This window comes from Thioalkalivibrio sp. HK1 (assembly GCA_000583135.1).
Lineage (GTDB): Bacteria > Pseudomonadota > Gammaproteobacteria > HK1 > HK1 > HK1.
Window position 1 is genome coordinate 28,765 of the sequence record JFBG01000061.1, and the last position, 16,489, is coordinate 45,253.

The window sequence follows — 16,489 nt, forward strand, 5'->3', positions numbered from 1 at the left end:
ATTCCTTCGGCGACCGGAGAATCCGATCGCCGATATCGTTGCCTATGCAAACGCACCATGGACATGAACATAGGGTGGCCGCCGATGAGCCGGCCATCGAACACAACGATCCATCGATGACTCGAAGGGGAATTATGCTACAAGGATTGGCGTAGAGTGCGAATCTCGCCCATCGCCACCGAAATCATCGTGAAATCCGTGCGTTCCATGCTCCTCAGATCGGAGAGGATCTCGCGGCAGCGAGCGAGCGGTATATGGTTTTGCGAAAGCCAAATCTCGACTCGCTCCGCCGGAGTCGAATCGCCTGCGTTCATGCGCAAGGCATCCAAGGCCAACGCGCTCAACTGCACGTGGAGATCATCTCGCAATGCCGCCCTGGCCAGCGCCTCCCAGCGATTCTCGCGGGAAAGAAGTCCGATTTGGGCTCGTATCCAGTAAAAATCCAAGGCCTCGCCGATGGTGAAATAAACCGTGGCCGATTCCTCGAAGGGAGTATCGGCACTGTGCGCGATCTCCACCACATCGAGGGCGAAGAGCAGATCGTTGCAACCGGCGACTTCCAAGGCGATCTCCTCGGGCACTCCTTGCTGCATCAGCCCGAGGGCATTTTCATCGATCACCCGGCGATTCTCCGCCGTCAGGAGATCGCGCAAAAGCCCGCGCAGGGCTTTGACGCCATCGGCAAAGCGAATGCCGTCTCGTTCCACATCCAAGGGCCTGGGGCGATTGCGCAATAGCCAACGAGCGGCCCTTTCCGCCAGTTTGCGGGTCTCTTGAAGCATCATGATCTGAGCCGCTGCCGGTACCCGATGATCCAAAGATTCGATGGAACGCCAGATTCGATCCATTTCATAGACATCGCGCGCCACCAGGTAAGCGCGAGCGATATCCGCCTCATCCGCTCCGGTCTCCTCGCCGAGTCGATAGGCGAAGGTGATGCCGCAACGATTGACCATCTCGTTGGCGACCACGGTGCTGACGATCTCCTGCGCAAGGGGATGAGCGGACATCCGATCCGCATGACGATCCCGCAAGGGCGAGGGAAAATAGCCTTGCAGCTCACTCGAGGCGAAGGGTTCCGTCGACAGCCCGGATGCGAGGAGTCGCTCGAAGAGGTGGATCTTGACATAAGCCATCAACACCGAGAGTTCCGGTGTGAGCAATCCCTTCCCGGCGGCGCGGCGCTCCTCGATCTCCTCCCTTTCCGGCAGATACTCGATCGCGGGCATCAATACCCCGTCCCTCTCGAGGCGCCGGATCAAGCGCGAATGAACCTCCAACAACGAGGCCGCCAGACTGCGGGCGGTTCCCAATGCCTGGGTCTGAAGATAGTTGTTGCGCAGCACATCGGATGCGACTTCGTCGCCCATCTCCTCGAGCAATCGATTGCGCTGCTTGGAGGTCATATCCCCGCTCGATACCACATCGTTCAACAAGATCTTGATATTGACCTCGCGATCGGAGCAATCGACCCCGCCGGAGTTATCGATGGCATCGGTATTGATCCGTCCTCCGGCGGCGGCGTATTCGATGCGACCGCGCTGGGTAAGCCCCAAATTCCCCCCTTCGGCCACCACTTGGCAGCGCAACTGATCGCCGTTGATCCGCACCGCATCGTTGATTCGATCCCCGACCTCGGCATCGCTTTCGAGGGTCGATTTGACATAGGTCCCGATCCCCCCGTTCCATAGAAGGTCCACCGGGGATCGCAATATCGCCCGGATCAACTCGTTGGGGGTCATGGAGGGGGATTCGATATCGGATTCGATCGCCAGCATCTTTCGCACCTCGAAGGAGATCGGAATCGATTTGGCGCTGCGAGGCCAGATACCGCCCCCTTTCGAGATCGAAGCGCGATCGTAATCATCCCATGTCGAGGGCGACAAGGAGAACAATCGCTTGCGCTCTTCGAAAGCGCTTTTCGGATCGGGATCGGGATCGAGAAAGATATGTTGATGGTTGAAGGCCGCTTGCAATCGGATATGGGGCGAAAGAAGCATCCCGTTGCCGAAAACATCCCCGCCCATATCCCCGATACCGACCACCGTGAAATCGCCGTTTTGGACATCGATCCCCAGATCGCGAAAGTGGCGCTTGACCGACTCCCACGCCCCGCGGGCGGTGATCCCCATCCCTTTATGGTCGTATCCTTGCGAGCCTCCGGAAGCGAAGGCATCGCCCAACCAAAATCCGTATTCATGGGCCAGCGCATTGGCGATATCCGAAAAGGTCGCGGTCCCCTTATCCGCGGCCACCACGAGATAGGGATCGTCCGGGTCATAACGCACCACATCCGAAGGAGGAATCACCTCGCCGCCCGAGAGGTTGTCGGTCAGATCCAACATGCCGCGGATGAAGGTGCGATAACCGGCGATCCCTGCGGCCGAGATCGCCTCGCGATCGTTTGGCGGCAAGCGCTTGCAGACAAAACCGCCTTTCGAGCCGACGGGCACGATCACCGCGTTCTTCGCGATCTGGGCCTTGACCAAGCCCAAGACCTCGGTGCGGAAATCCTCGCGACGGTTCGACCACCGAATGCCTCCCCGGGCCACCGCCCCGCCCCGCAGATGCACCCCTTCGACCTCGGGGGAATAGACGAATATCTCGTATTTCGGACGGGGTTCGGGAAGGCTCTCGATCCGATGCGGATCCAGCTTGATCGAGAGATAGGATTTGGGCGATCCCTTCTCGTTGCGCTGGAAATAATTCGTGCGCAGCATCGCCCGGACAATCCCGAGATAACTTCTGAGGATGCGATCCTGATCGAGGTGCGTCACATCGTCCAAGGCGGCCTCGATCCTCGATTCGACTTCGAGGACTCTTTCATCCCGGGAATCGGCACCGGTCATCGCCGATGCCCCCGAAGCGTAAGCCTCGTCGCTACGAGGCAAGGCTTCGCCCCCGGCGGCGGGATCGAAACGAGCCCGGAAAAGTTCGATCAGCATCGAGGCGATATGGGGATTGGCCGCCAAGGTATCCTCCATATAGTCCTGACTGAAACCGACCCCCGCTTGGCGCAGGTATTTACAACCCGCTCGCAGAACGACGACCTCGCGCCAACTCAAACCGGCGCCCAACACCAAGCGATTGAAGCCGTCGTTGTCGACCTCCCCCGACCATACTTGGGCGAATGCTTCTCGAAAGCGATCGCCGATCCGATCCGGATCGATGTCGAGCCCTTCGGTATGCCACATGCCGATATCGTGCAGCCAAATCGCCGAGGTTCCGGCGCGATCGATCCGGCTCGGCTGCTCCTCCTCGACCTCGAGCCCCATATTCTCCAGCATCGGCAATATATCGGATAAAGAGACCGGCTTTCCGAGTATGAAGAGCTTGAAACGAAGCCGCCCCTCGCGCGCATGCAAGGGGCGATAAAGGCTCATCTCGATATCGTCGCCTTGCCGGATCCGCTCCATTTTCTCGATATCGAGTACCGCGATCCGCGCCGAGTAGATCTCCCGATAGCCGGAGCGGAAGGCCTCGCCATAACGCCTAAAGAGGTGCGCCGCCCGCTCCTCGCCGAAGCGATCCAACAGGGCATCGTAGAGATCGTCGCTCCATGTCCGGCTGACCTTGCGCAGCCGGCGCTCTAGTTCGACGACTTCGTAATGAGGGGGATGCGCCGGATCGACCCGAATGAGGAAATGCACCTGGGCCAAAACCGACTCGCTGAGCTGGATACCGAACTGCGTATCCACCGCCCCCAAAGCATCCTCCAAAATGCTCTGGATCGCAGTGCGGACGGCGGTGTTATAACGCTCCCTCGGGACATAGACGAGACAGGAGATGAACTCGCCGAAGGGATCGGGATGCACGAAGAGGCGGATCCTCCGACGCTCTTGCAAGCGCAAGATACCGATGGCGGTATCGAGCAAGGCCGCAACGGGAAGATGAAAGAGCAAGGGGCGAGGCAGTGTATGGATGATGTGGCGCAAGGCCCTCATCGCATAGCCGGTGACCGGAAACCCGGCCAGACTTAAGGTTTGTCGCACCTTGTAGCGCAACAAAGGAATATCCTCCGGGGTGCGCAAATAAGCCGACGAGGCATAAAGACCCACGAAACGATGCTCGCCGCATAGTTCCCCCGCAGCGTCGAACTGCCGGATACCGACATAATCGAGATAACCCGGTCGGTGCACGGTGGAACGGGCGCTGGCGCGGGTCAAAGCGATACGAGAAAAGGTGCGAGCATCGGCCGCAGGCCTTGGATCATCCTCGTCGACGCTCTCGGACAAGGGATCCGCAGCCTGCGAAAGAGCCGGCAAGGGCAGCGGCGGCAGACCCGACCAGATATCTCCCGAGCGCGGATAGTCGTCTCGCAAGAGCCCGAGCCCGCTGCCGGGTTGCGGAAGGCAACCATCCTCCAGGCCCTCGATCCGACAGTTGACATAGCCCAAAAAAACGAAATTGCCGTCATCGAGCCATTCGAGAAAAGCCCGTTCCTCGCGCACGTCGGTACCATCGGATATCGAGGAGGATTCGCCTTGCGATCCGGGTGATCGAGGCATCGATATTTCCGATGCCGCCTCCCTCAAACGGCTTTGCATCGCATCTCGATCGTCGACCGCGATCCGCACATCGTGCAAAGCGCATCGGATCGAATCGGCGAGCGTGATCAGCGCTTCCTCCTCGGTTTGCCGATCCACTTCGATCAGCAGCATCGACTCCATGACCGCCGCCGGGGGCGCCGAGGCATCCGGGGGCGAAAGGTCATCCCCTTCCGGCATCCTTAGGCTCTCGGACCCGTCCAAAATCGCCTCGATATATCCTTGCTCTTGGCGCCGAAAACGCATGACATGGTTGACCATGAAATGGCAGGTCAGCCCGTGATCGTTCAATACCATGCGGACGGAATCGACCAAAAAGGGACGATCGTCGGTGATGATCTCCACCACGCTATGGGTGGATTGCCAGCCATGCCGCTCGAGTTGGGGGTTGTAGACCCGAAGATGGATCTCCTGCGATTGGCGCCGATAACAAAAATCGAAGTGCGATGCCGCCGCTCCGTAGAGATCCGCCAGCTCGCGATCGCGCAGATCATCCAAGGAAATATCGGCGTAGTAGCGATCGACGAAATGCCTGACGAGCGCCGCCTCTTCCCCCGGTGCGCGCTCGCAAGCCATCTCCTTGAGAGCTGCTAGCAGCTCATCCCGACGAGAATCGAAGTGAACGTTCATCGATTGACGACTCCTTGGCAAAATACGAGCGGTGATGGGCGGTGGTGGAGGGGTGCGATGGAGATCTCATCGAAGGGGCGATCCTTCGAGGCGACTCGATATCCCCTAACATTCGATACCATCGTTGCCATCGTCGAGGATCGGTCGCCATCGAAAAACCGGATCCGTCGCTCCCGACGGCTCGACGATGCGGTATTTTGAAAACCGTCCGCTTCGAATCCGAACAGCGCTTTGGCCCGGCACGGGCGAAGGATTCGTTCTCCCCATCCATCGCAGACAAGGCATGAACAAGGTCAATACGCAAAAACGCCTGTCGAAGTGGCTGCATGCCGCCTTCGAAAGCCACGGCAAGGGAAGGGAACGAGAAGCGGAAAAATACGCTCGACGCGTCCTCGATGCCCTGCCGGATCAACCCGATGCCCTGCATCTTCTTGCCACCTTGGCCCGCGAAAAGGGTCGGCAATCCCTTGCCATCGAACGCTACCGTCGCCTTTTGGCCCGCCATCCCGCCATCCCCATCGCCCACAACAATCTCGGGAATCTCCTACAAGAACGCGCCGACTACTCGGGGGCCATCGAGTGCTATCGCCAAGCCCTCGCCTTTGATGCCGATTATGTTTCCGCGTGGATGAATTTGGGTCATGCCCTCGTATTCGTCGGCAATTTGCCGCAAGCACGCGAATGCCTGGAAAAAGCCCTTCGCCTCGCCCCCGACGATCCGGAAATCAACGCCAAGCTCTCGGCGGTGATGATCGAGACGGAAAATTCCACGAACGCGCTATCCCTCGCCGAGAAGGCGGTCGAGATCGCCCCCGATTCCGCTGATTATTGGACAAATCTCGGCAGCCTGCGCAGCACGATCGGGGAATTCGAAAAGGCCCATGCCTGCTATCGTCGAGCCCTTTCCCTCGACCCCGGTTTCGCCAAGGCCGCGCTGGCCTTGACCAAAGCCCGAAGATTCGGCAACAAGGGCGATGACGACGAGGATATCTCGAAGGTGAAAAGGGCCGCCTCCTTGGGGTTGGATGATCCGAAAAAGGCGCGCGATCTTCATCTCGCTCTGGGCAAGATACACGACGATCGAGGGGAGTGGGAAGAGGCCTTCTCGCATTTCGAGAAAGCCAATGCAAGCCGCGCCGAAGCGGCCCGCAAAGGGGTCGAATCGTCCTTGGCCTTGATGAAGCGGATCCGCAAGACCTTCACCCCCTCATGGTTGCAAAGGCAATCGCAGCATCGGGAGTCGTCGAACCTTGGATCCGGCCTTTTCGGTGCCGGCGGTCGAGAGGATCCGATACCCGTTTTCATCGTCGGGATGCCCCGCTCCGGCACTTCGCTGGTGGAGCAGCTGCTTTGCGCCCATCCCGAAGTATACGGTGCCGGGGAGTTGCGAGAGATCGATCAACTGGCGTGGGGGGATTCGGCAGCGCAAGGCGAAGGCGGGCTCGGTTATCCGGAGCGATTTGCGGATATCGATCCCGAAAAATGCCTGACGATGGGAAGAGGCTATCTCGATTTCCTGCGGACTCGTTCATCCGATGCCCAGCGGATCACCGACAAACTCCCCGGCAACTACCTCCATCTCGGATTGATCGCGGCGATCCTGCCAAAAGCGAGGATCATCTATTGCCGACGTCATCCGGAGGATATCGCCATCTCCGTCTATTTCACCGATTTTTGGGTCGGCCACGAGTATTCCTATGACTTGGCCGCCATCGGGCACCATATCAAAGGCATGTATTCGCTGATGGATCACTGGCAGGCAATGATCGGGGAGAGGATCCTATCGGTGGACTACGAGGATCTCGTTCAAGATCCCGAGCCGTCGGTGAGGGCGATGCTCGACCATATCGATCTGCCTTGGGACGATGCCTGTTTGCGCCCGCACGAGGTGAAGCGCAGCGTGCGCACCGCCAGCGTTTGGCAGGTGCGACAACCGATCTACGGTCATTCCTCCGGTCGGGCGCGCCACTACCACCGGTTCTTGGGATCGATGCGAGAGGCTTTGGGTCTCGATGGTCGAGGGGATCGGGATCCATCCGATACCTAGAAGCCCGATGCCATCCGACGGATAGGAAGCGGGGATCGCAGCCTCGCTCCGAAGCCGATCCATCCGAGGCGAGGATTCAAGCGTCGATACCGATGAGCGATAAGAGCAATCCGCATTTGATCGCGGATCGCCTCCTATCGAGCGAGGCGCCGATAGATCAATCCGGATAACGCCCCGGCCAAGGACATCCAAAATACCCCGGCAAGGGTGCGGGCCCCGGCGATGGGAACGATTCCGAATGCAGCCTCCATGACCATCAACGTCGTCAGCACGCAGATGAATCCCGCACCGGCATGGATCACGCCTTTGGGGTTGGCGAAGAAGCGCTCGGCAAGCCTCGCCCCCAACAGCCCCAAGAGCAGGCCCGTACCGAAAATGGGGAAAAAGAGCGGCAGCGTCCCCAAGATATCTTTGAATATCATCTGCATCGACAATCCCATCGGCACCGTCGCTTCGAGAGCCTCGAGCCGATGCAAGACCGACTGCGTGCTGATGAAGCTGGACAAGGCGCACAGCACCAGCAACGACACCGCAAAAGCGATGATTCGACGCAGCAATCCCATGTCATCGTCCTCGATGGCGACTCGAATGCGGCCCAAACCCGGCGTCATTATGACGGGTTGAAAGACGAGCCGCAAAGACGATGGAATTCAAACAACCGGGAATTCAAATAAAAAACACCCATGAGAAAACACTGCATCGTCTTGCTGACAAGCTTAGGTCTGGTGACTTGCGTCCAAGCCCAAGGCTACCGCCTCGAAGTCATCGCCCAAGGATTCGATCTCCCTTGGAGCGTGGCCTTTTTACCCGGAGGCGATATGCTGATCACCGAGCTATCCGGAACTTTGCACTTGGTGAGAGATGAAAAGCGCATCGACGAGCCGATCGCCGGGGTGCCTCCGGCCTACTTCGCCGGGCAAGGCGGGCTGATGGATGTGGTGCTGCATCCGAAGCACGCCGAGAATCGGCTGGTCTATCTCTCCCTCGCCGCCGGCGATCGCCGCCGCAACCATACCCGTATCGTGCGAGGAACGCTCGACTTGGACGGCATGCGGCTTTTGGATGTCGAGACCGTATTCGACGCCTTGCCGGAAAAGGATACGGCGGTGCACTACGGAGCGCGCATGGCCTTTCTCGGCGACGGAACATTGCTGATCAGCATCGGCGACGGATTCGATTTTCGCGAAGAGGCGCAAAATATCGGCAACCACCTCGGGACCATGGTGCGCATCACCGACACCGGCGAGGTACCCAAAGACAATCCATTCATCGGCCTATCCGGAGCCCGGCCCGAGATTTACAGCTACGGCCACCGCAACCCGCAAGGCGTGTTCTACGATGCGAAGAGCGGGCGAATCTTCCAGATCGAGCACGGCGCCCGCGGCGGCGACGAGTTGAATCTGATCGAGCCCGGGGTGAATTACGGCTGGCCGATCACCACTTGGGGCATCGACTACTCCGGGGCCCGCATCTCTCCCTATACGACATATCCCGGCACCGCCCAACCGTTGCACCACTGGACCCCCTCGATCGCTCCTTCGGGAATGACCATCTACCGCGGAGCGGCCTTCCCCGAATGGACCGGGGATATCTTCGTCACCAGCCTGGTATTTCGCAAGGTCGTGCGGCTGGATATGGATAAAACCGAGGTATCGGGCACCGAAGATCTCTTTGCCGAAATCGATGCCCGCATCCGGGATGTGCGCACCGGACCGGACGGATTGATCTATATCCTGTCCGAGCCTGCAGGCGATGAGAGCGGAAAAATCTGGCGCGTGCTTCCCGCCGATTCGAATTGATCCGAAGGGAGCCTTCCGCTGCGTTTTACCGGAAGCGTTTTCACCATCTTATAGCGATCGAGCATCCGGTCGGGATCGAAAAGGGATCTTTCGATCCCGACCTTAGGTCGCCCCTTGCACGCCGACCTTTCGCAATTGCGCAAAACATCGACCTCGCCTAAGCGCAACTTATCATGCCCTGTCCTTCATTTTTTCCACAACAACCAAAGGCACGGGTTTATAAAACAAAAACCCGAGGAACATGGCTCATCCATCGATGCCTTGGCAAAGCGCTTGGATCCATCGCTTGGATCGAAGCGTCGATCTATCCCCTTCCGATATCGTTCAAGATGCGATATCCCCGATCGCTCATGCATCGGTCGACGACCCGGCGGGGACCGAAACGCACGATATCCTCGCTATATGCATTGTCCGATGCGGATGCCAAAGCACCGGCAACGGCACCGGCTCTGGTATATCGCCCTTGATAGTTGCCACTGTCGCCGGCGATCGAACCGATCACCCCTCCAACGAGCGCACCGACGATCAAATTCGTCATCATCTCATTCGCTTGCCGCTTCTCGTACTCCTCTTGAAGTTCGATGGCGATCGCGCGACAGTCGGCCAAATTCGATTCGAATTCGCTCATATCCGTTCTCTTGGCATCGACCACCGGTCGATATTCCGATAGGGGTTGCATGGCACAACCGACCATCGCCAAAGAGATGAATACCACAAAAGCTTTCTTCGACCGCATTGCAATTCTCCTCGTTTCGATCGTAAAAACGATCGGGTTGCAGTGCCAAAAGAGGCAGATCATGCTCCTTGTCATCAAGCGATACCACCCGTTTTCGCTCGTCTTCGAACTCAGATGAGCGCTGAATATGAGAACAATCTATCTATATAACCATCGAGATGGAAGGCATCGTCAAGGCAAGGCTCGACGGAAAAAATCCCGACGAAGGGGATCGCTTCGCCCATCGATCCTCGACAAAGACAAGATCCTTCCTATATCGATTCAAAATAAAAATCTCTCTTTGCTTTTCTCGACGATGATGCGATCCGAATTCATATCGACGGCGACGGGGATACTCGAAGAGCGAGCATGAGGGCTTGAACGGAGCCGATATCGATCGACTTGAACAAGCCTTTCCCGACCATCGATTTTTTGGATGATAAAAAAGATAAAGAACCGAAACAGCCGTCGAGCCGAGCGGCATCGACGATATCTTCTCTTGCAAGCAAAACACAGATAAATAATCCACCGCCGGGATATGCCTTTGCATATCCGCAGGCGAAGGGTCTTGTTTGAAAGAATCGATAAAACGACCGCCAAGCATGACGCTCGGCGCATGATGCTGGGCAAGCCAGCATCCGGTTTTGCGTGCCATCTCGTGCTCCTTGTCATCATCCACTCGATGCAAAGCAAAGCATCGAGCATCACCCGGGGATGATCATACATAAAAGGGGCGAGGAAATCAAGGATCGGGGCGGGAATTGTTTATCTTCCGGAAATCCGAAAGTACAAGCGCCTGTGGATGAATGATCGATATCGATCTATCGATCTATCGATCTTTCCGATAAGACTCATGGGGTATGGATTGCATTCGATGCTCGAGATTCAAAGGCGAATCCCCGGCGATATCGAAAAAGGATCGAAAATCGCCTTCGCCCCGATATCGCCTCTTTGACATCGGCAAAAAGGCTCCATCGGCCCAAGGTCGAAAAAGAGATCGAAGACGGGGCTTCGTACCCGCAAAAATCCAAAGTATCGAGTGGATAAGATCGATGCGAAAACGGCGAATATCGTGTAATATCCCAAGCGTCAGGGGGGAGTGGTCGTGCTCCTTGTCAAAGCGGTACCACCCACCGCACTGCCGCTTCCTCCTGACCTTATGAATGATCTATTCATCCAATCGTTTTTTCGATGGACCCACCGATCCTGTCCTATTTTCTCGGGTTTTCCTTCCCGCCGAAAATATCCCTTTTCTCGATCGCGCCCCACCCTCGACCCTCCTTCGCCCCTCTCATCGAAGCGCTTGACCGAGAACCCATCGATCCGTCAAATATCGAGAGGGTGACGCTCGACGATGGTCTCTTGTCTATCCGGACCGGTGGAGATGATATCGATGGGGACTCGAGCGATCTCCTCGATGCGAGCGAGATAATCCCTCGCCTTGGGGGGCAGCTCGGTGCGAGAGCGAGCGCCCTTGGTCGATGACTCCCAACCCGGCATTTCCTCGTAGACCGGAACCATGCGAGCGAGGGCTTTTGCCGAAGTGGGCGGCGTGTTCCGCACCGATCCATCCTCTTTTCGATATCCGATACAAAGGCGTATCGTCGGGGATTGGTCCAAAACATCGAGCTTCGTCAGACACAGCCCCGATATGCCGTTGATCCGGATGGCGCGTCGCAAGGCGACCATATCCAACCATCCGCAACGCCGGGGGCGACCGGTGGTCGCACCGAATTCCTGTCCGCGCTGCGCAAAAAGACGACCGGTTTCATCATGGAGTTCGGTCGGGAAGGGGCCGGAGCCGACCCGGGTGGCATAAGCCTTCACGATCCCCAAGACGTATGAAATATCGAGCGGGCCGAGGCCGCTCCCCGTGGCTGCGCCGCCGGCGGTGGTATTCGACGAGGTGACGAAAGGATAGGTCCCTTGATCGATATCGAGACTGCTGCCTTGTGCCCCCTCGAGCACGATCCGCCGTCCGGCATCGAGGGCATCGTGCAAGATGGCCGGGACATCATGGAGCAGCGGACGGATTCGCTTGGCCGCCGCCTCGAGGCTATCTCGTATCGCCATCGAATCCACCGGATCGGCTCCGAGCTGGCGAACGAGAAGGAAATTATGGTATTCATCCAAGGCCTTGAGTTTTTCATCGAACCCGGCGGGATCGAGCAGATCGCCGGTACGCAGGGCGCGACGAGCGACCTTATCCTCGTAGGCAGGACCGATCCCCCGACCGGTGGTGCCGATCGCATCCTTGCCCCGAGCCAACTCCCGGGCTCGGTCCAAAGCCTCGTGATAGCCGAGGATCAAGGGACAGGCATCGCTGATCCGCAAGCGCTCGGCGACGGGGATACCCCGCGCCTCGAGCATCTCCAACTCCTCGACGAGGGCGGTGGGCGATAGCGCGACCCCGTGTCCGATCAAGCATTGCACTCCTTCTCGCATCACCCCCGAGGGGATCAAATGCAATATCGTGCGCTGCCCGCCGATGACGAGGGTATGCCCGGCGTTATGCCCGCCTTGGAAGCGCGCGACCAAGTCGGCGCGATCCGTCAGCAGATCGACGATCTTCCCCTTGCCCTCGTCGCCCCATTGCGCACCGACAATCACCACCGCTTTGCTCATCCTTGGCTCCCCTTCGTCGCTTCGGGTGAGGATCCGAGCGTTTTTGCCCGCTCGCTCTCTTCGACGGGATCATCGATGCCATCGATGCCATCGACGATCTCCCAAGCCCCATCACCTCGTCGCACCAATAGACGCGCCCCCGGCTCCGGGGATTCCCCCGGCAGGCATCGAACGACCCTCTCGCCCTTATCCCGCAAAGAAGCGATCGCATCGTGCACCTCGGGATCATCGGACCAAGGGACTTGCACCGCCTTGACCATCGAGCGCCCCTCGCCGATATCATCGGCCAGCAAGGAAACGAGGACCTTGAGATCCATGCTGAAACCGGTGGCCGCACGAGAGCGTCCGAAAACCCCACCGATCTCGTCATAGCGCCCCCCGCGCGCCACCTCGCGTCCGTAGCCCGCAACGAAAGCGGCGAAGACCGTACCGGTGTGGTAGCGATAGCCCCGTAAATCGGCGAGATCGATTTGCACTTCGATTTCGGGATATCGCGCATGGATCGCTCGCACGAGCCGATCGAGATCGAAAAAGGCCGACTCGATGACCTCCCCGCAGTCGGATAAAGGACTATCGGGCGAGATAAAAGGCTTCGTCGGAACCGCATCGAGCGCATCGGCATCCAAGACCCTCGCCTCGTCGATCAAAGCGACGATCGCCTTCGCCCACTTGGCATCGACCCCCCACCGATCGAGCAGGCGATCGGCTTCGGCCGTGGCCTTGCGCTGCAAGACCTCGTGCAGGGCCGCTTCTTTGCGCGGATCGAGCCCGGCGTTCCTGGCGAGATGACGGAAGATGCCCACATGACCGATACATAGGTGCAGCGTTCCGATCCCGATCTTCGCCAAGAACTCGAGCATCGAACAGATCACCTCGCAATCGCTTTCGATCCCCGCATGACCGTAGATCTCCGCCCCCGCCTGAAAGGGGCTGCGAGTGCCGGAAAGGCCATCGGGGAGGGCATGCAACACCGTTCCCGCATAGCACAGACGAACGGGATGATCGCGTCGCAAGCGGCGAGCGTCGATCCGGGCGACTTGGGGGGTCATGTCGGCGCGCACCCCCATCATGCGCCCGTTGAGCTGATCGATCAGTTTGAAGGTTTGGAGATCGAGATCCTCTCCCGCCCCGGTCAACAAGGATTCCAAATATTCGATGAATGGCGGGGTGACCAGATCGAATCCCCAGCGGGAAAAATGATCGAGCAAGTCGCGGCGCACACGCTCGAGCACGAGGGAATGAGGAGGAACGAGTTCCTCCATTCCCTCGGGCAACAACCAGCGTTCTCGAGTGGGATTCACCGACTTCGAAAAAGCGCGATCGCGCGCTCGATCAGCGCACGAAGTAAAGAAGCAGACAGCCGAAGAGCATCAAGACAAAACCCATGCGGCGCAGCATGCCATCGCTCATTCTGTCGATCCCTTGCATCGCGCTGCGCACCATCTTCGGACTCAAAAAAGGCACGATGCCCTCGATGACCAGCACCAAAGCCAATGCCGCCAGCAAATCGTCCCATATCAAAAGATCGCCCTCGCACCCTTAGCAGCATAACCCGCCGAAGCCGATGCCTTGTCCGAGAAAAAAGCAGATTGCATGATCGATCGCAAAGATGCCGCCGGCCGAGACAAGCGCGCTCGATGGCAAGCGGCAACGATATCGACAAGCGCCGATCGCAGGTCACGAATGCTCCGGCTCACGGATTCGGCTCCTTGAAATAGCGGAAGAACTCGCTGTTCGGCTCGAGCAGCAAGATATCGGCGGTGCTCCTGAAGGTATTCCGGTAGGCATCGAGGCTACGATAAAAGCGGTAGAACTCGCGATCGCGCTCGTAGGCCGCAGCGTAGATCTCGATGGCCCGAGCATCCCCCTCACCGCGGGTGATCTGGGCTTCGCGCTCGGCCTCGGCGATGATCACCTCGCGCTGCTTGTCGGCCTTGGCCCGCAATTCGCGCGCTTCCTCCTCGCCCTCGGAGCGAAAACGATTGGCCGTCTCCTGCCGCTCGGAGCGCATCCGGTTATAGACCGATTGACTGACATCCTCGGGCAAATCCACCCGCTTGATACGCACATCGATGATCTCGATGCCGAGCTCGACCGCCGGCTCTTGCACCGCCACCACCAGTTTATCCATGATCTCGGTTCGCTCGCCGGAGACCACCTGTTGGACGGTACGTTTACCGAATTCATCCCGAGAACGCCTGATGATCTGCTCGCTCAAGCGATCGTTGGTGCGATTGATATCCCCTCCGACAGCGGTGTAGAAACGCTGTACATCCGCAATCTTCCATTTGACGAAGAAGTCCACCATCACGTTCTTTTGCTCTTGAGTGAGGTATCTCTCCGGCTCTCTATCCAGGGTTTGGATACGACGGTCGAATGTGCGAACGGTTTGCACCACCGGTATCTTGAAGTGCAATCCCGGCTGGATATCGGTGCGTTGGATCTTGCCGAATTGCAAGAGGATGGCGGTCTGGCTCTCATTGATGGTGAACAGGCTCATGGCCCCGAGAATCACCAAGCCGATAACCAATACCCCAAGGGCTTTGATATTCATCTAACGACTCCTCCCGGCCGAGCGGTCATTACGCGAGCGCAAATCCCCGGATGGGGCGGTATCGACATCGTTGACCGATGTCGGGCTCTCGAAATCGAAACGCCCCGCATCGGAATTCCCGCGTCTGGAATTGACGATCTGATCCAATGGGAGGTACATGAGATTGTTTCCCTCGGGGATATCGACCAATACCTTGCTGGTATTGGCCAAGACGGATTCGACGGCTTCGAGATAAAGACGATCGCGGGTCACGTCCGGAGCCGCGCGATAGGCCTTCAATATCTGCTCGAAGCGCGATGCATCACCCTCGGCGATCGCCTCGACCCGCTCGCGATAGGCTTGGGAACGAGCGAGGATGGCATTGGCCTCACCGCGGGCTTTGGGAACGACATCCGCCTCGTAAGCCTTGGCCTCGTTGATGATTCTCTCTTGATCCTCTCGAGCCTTGATCGCATCCGAGAACGCAGCTTGCACCTGCTCCGGAGGCTGACCATCTTGCATATCGACACTCGTGACCCGCAAGCCGGTACGATAGAGATCGAGGACCTCTTGGATCAACTCATCGGCTTCGTCGGCGACCGTGGCTCGTTCTTCGGTGATCACCGATCTCATCAGCGTTCTTCCGATGATTTCCCGCACCACGCTTTCCGTCGCCCGAACCAAAGCGGTCTCCGGATCCGCATTCTGGTAGAGGAATTTCGCCGAATCGTCGACTTTGTACTGCACCGTGAATTGGATATCGACGATATTTTCATCCTTGGTGAGCATCAAGGCCTCGCGCGGAACGCTCGAATTGCCGCTGCCCCGGCTGCGAAAACCGATCTGAACGACGCGCACCCTGTCGACATTCACCACTTCGACGGTATCGATGAATTTGGGGGCCCAGTTGAAGCCCGGCTGCATCACCCGATGCAAGTGGCCGAAGCGCAAAACCACTCCCTCTTCCGGCTCTTGGATGATCGTCACCCCGGCAAGCCACCATATTGCAAGGAGCACGACCGCAACGAGACCGATGACGATCGAGCCCCCGGCGCGAACCTTGCCCGCAAAACCCGATGATCGTCCGCCTTGGCCCGACGAACCCCGGTCGCCCCCGGAAGGGGTCTCGGGAGAGGATGAATTCGAAGAGCCGCCGCGACCGAACCATCGACGGATTTCTTGCTGCAACTTGCGAAGAATCTCGTCGAGATCCGGCGGGCCGGACTGCCCCCCACCTTGGCCCTTGTTGCGATCCCTGTTCGGACCCTTGTCGCGACCCTCCTGGCCGCTCCAAGGATCCTGATCCCCTCCTCCCGATTGATTCCATGCCATCTTGAAAAACTCCCGAAGCGTCAGGAAAGATCGAACGTTGCGAAAAGCGATACCGCCGAACGATTCACTCCGACGAGGAACGATGTGCCGACGAAGAACGCCGACGAAGAACGATGTGACTCAATAACCCGGCGATCGCGATGGAAAGGACCTTCTTCGACATCCTCGATGGGAAGACCGACGATATTCCAAGACTCGATCGCTTTTGCTCGGATCGCAAAGGGTGAATTATGCGACATTTGAGCCGACCCTTTACGAATC

Annotated in this window: 11 protein-coding genes; 3 read left to right on the forward strand and 8 right to left on the reverse strand. The window is 58.4% G+C overall.

What is annotated here, in order from left to right:
• Positions 1-137: 137 nt before the first annotated feature.
• Entirely contained in the window at positions 138-5,177 is a 5,040-nt protein-coding gene (locus tag BF99_RS0115210; protein ID WP_025771638.1) for an NAD-glutamate dehydrogenase, read from the reverse strand.
• Between the two features lie 283 nt (positions 5,178-5,460).
• Between BF99_RS0115210 and BF99_RS0115220 the strand changes: the two genes are divergently transcribed.
• A complete protein-coding gene (locus BF99_RS0115220; RefSeq protein WP_197019178.1) occupies positions 5,461-7,224 on the forward strand; it encodes a tetratricopeptide repeat-containing sulfotransferase family protein in 1,764 nt (587 codons plus the stop codon).
• A gap of 134 nt (positions 7,225-7,358) precedes the next feature.
• On the opposite strand, the gene BF99_RS0115230 is transcribed toward BF99_RS0115220, so the two are convergent.
• On the reverse strand, positions 7,359-7,835 hold the full coding sequence (locus BF99_RS0115230) for a hypothetical protein (protein ID WP_025771643.1): 477 nt from the start codon (positions 7,833-7,835) through the stop codon (positions 7,359-7,361).
• 93 nt (positions 7,836-7,928) lie between these two features.
• Between BF99_RS0115230 and BF99_RS0115235 the strand changes: the two genes are divergently transcribed.
• Positions 7,929-9,023 (forward strand): PQQ-dependent sugar dehydrogenase, encoded by a 1,095-nt coding sequence (locus tag BF99_RS0115235; RefSeq protein WP_231471406.1) that lies wholly within the window; start codon positions 7,929-7,931, stop codon positions 9,021-9,023.
• Between the two features lie 304 nt (positions 9,024-9,327).
• On the opposite strand, the gene BF99_RS0115245 is transcribed toward BF99_RS0115235, so the two are convergent.
• A complete protein-coding gene (locus BF99_RS0115245) occupies positions 9,328-9,759 on the reverse strand; it encodes a glycine zipper family protein (RefSeq protein WP_025771645.1) in 432 nt (143 codons plus the stop codon).
• A 381-nt stretch (positions 9,760-10,140) separates the two neighbouring features.
• Between BF99_RS0115245 and BF99_RS23080 the strand changes: the two genes are divergently transcribed.
• The gene (locus BF99_RS23080) at positions 10,141-10,314 is read left to right on the forward strand and encodes a hypothetical protein (protein ID WP_156013368.1); all 174 of its coding nucleotides are present in this window, start codon (positions 10,141-10,143) and stop codon (positions 10,312-10,314) included.
• Between the two features lie 750 nt (positions 10,315-11,064).
• On the opposite strand, the gene BF99_RS0115275 is transcribed toward BF99_RS23080, so the two are convergent.
• The 5 genes from BF99_RS0115275 to hflK all read right to left on the reverse strand — a co-directional run bounded on the left by BF99_RS0115275 (position 11,065) and on the right by hflK (position 16,228).
• The gene (locus BF99_RS0115275) at positions 11,065-12,363 is read right to left on the reverse strand and encodes an adenylosuccinate synthase (protein WP_025771647.1); all 1,299 of its coding nucleotides are present in this window, start codon (positions 12,361-12,363) and stop codon (positions 11,065-11,067) included.
• Positions 12,360-13,664, reverse strand: coding sequence for an ATP phosphoribosyltransferase regulatory subunit (locus BF99_RS0115280; RefSeq protein ID WP_025771648.1), 1,305 nt, complete (start codon positions 13,662-13,664; stop codon positions 12,360-12,362). Before BF99_RS0115280 ends, BF99_RS0115275 begins: the two co-directional genes overlap by 4 nt.
• A gap of 31 nt (positions 13,665-13,695) precedes the next feature.
• On the reverse strand, positions 13,696-13,884 hold the full coding sequence (locus BF99_RS0115285; protein WP_306699900.1) for a DUF2065 domain-containing protein: 189 nt from the start codon (positions 13,882-13,884) through the stop codon (positions 13,696-13,698).
• Positions 13,885-14,056: 172 nt separating this feature from the next.
• A complete protein-coding gene (hflC, locus tag BF99_RS0115295) occupies positions 14,057-14,917 on the reverse strand; it encodes a protease modulator HflC (protein WP_025771650.1) in 861 nt (286 codons plus the stop codon).
• Positions 14,918-16,228 carry an FtsH protease activity modulator HflK gene (hflK, locus tag BF99_RS0115300; protein WP_025771651.1) on the reverse strand — a complete coding sequence of 437 codons (1,311 nt, stop codon included), beginning with the start codon at positions 16,226-16,228 and terminating at the stop codon, positions 14,918-14,920.
• Positions 16,229-16,489: the final 261 nt, after the last annotated feature.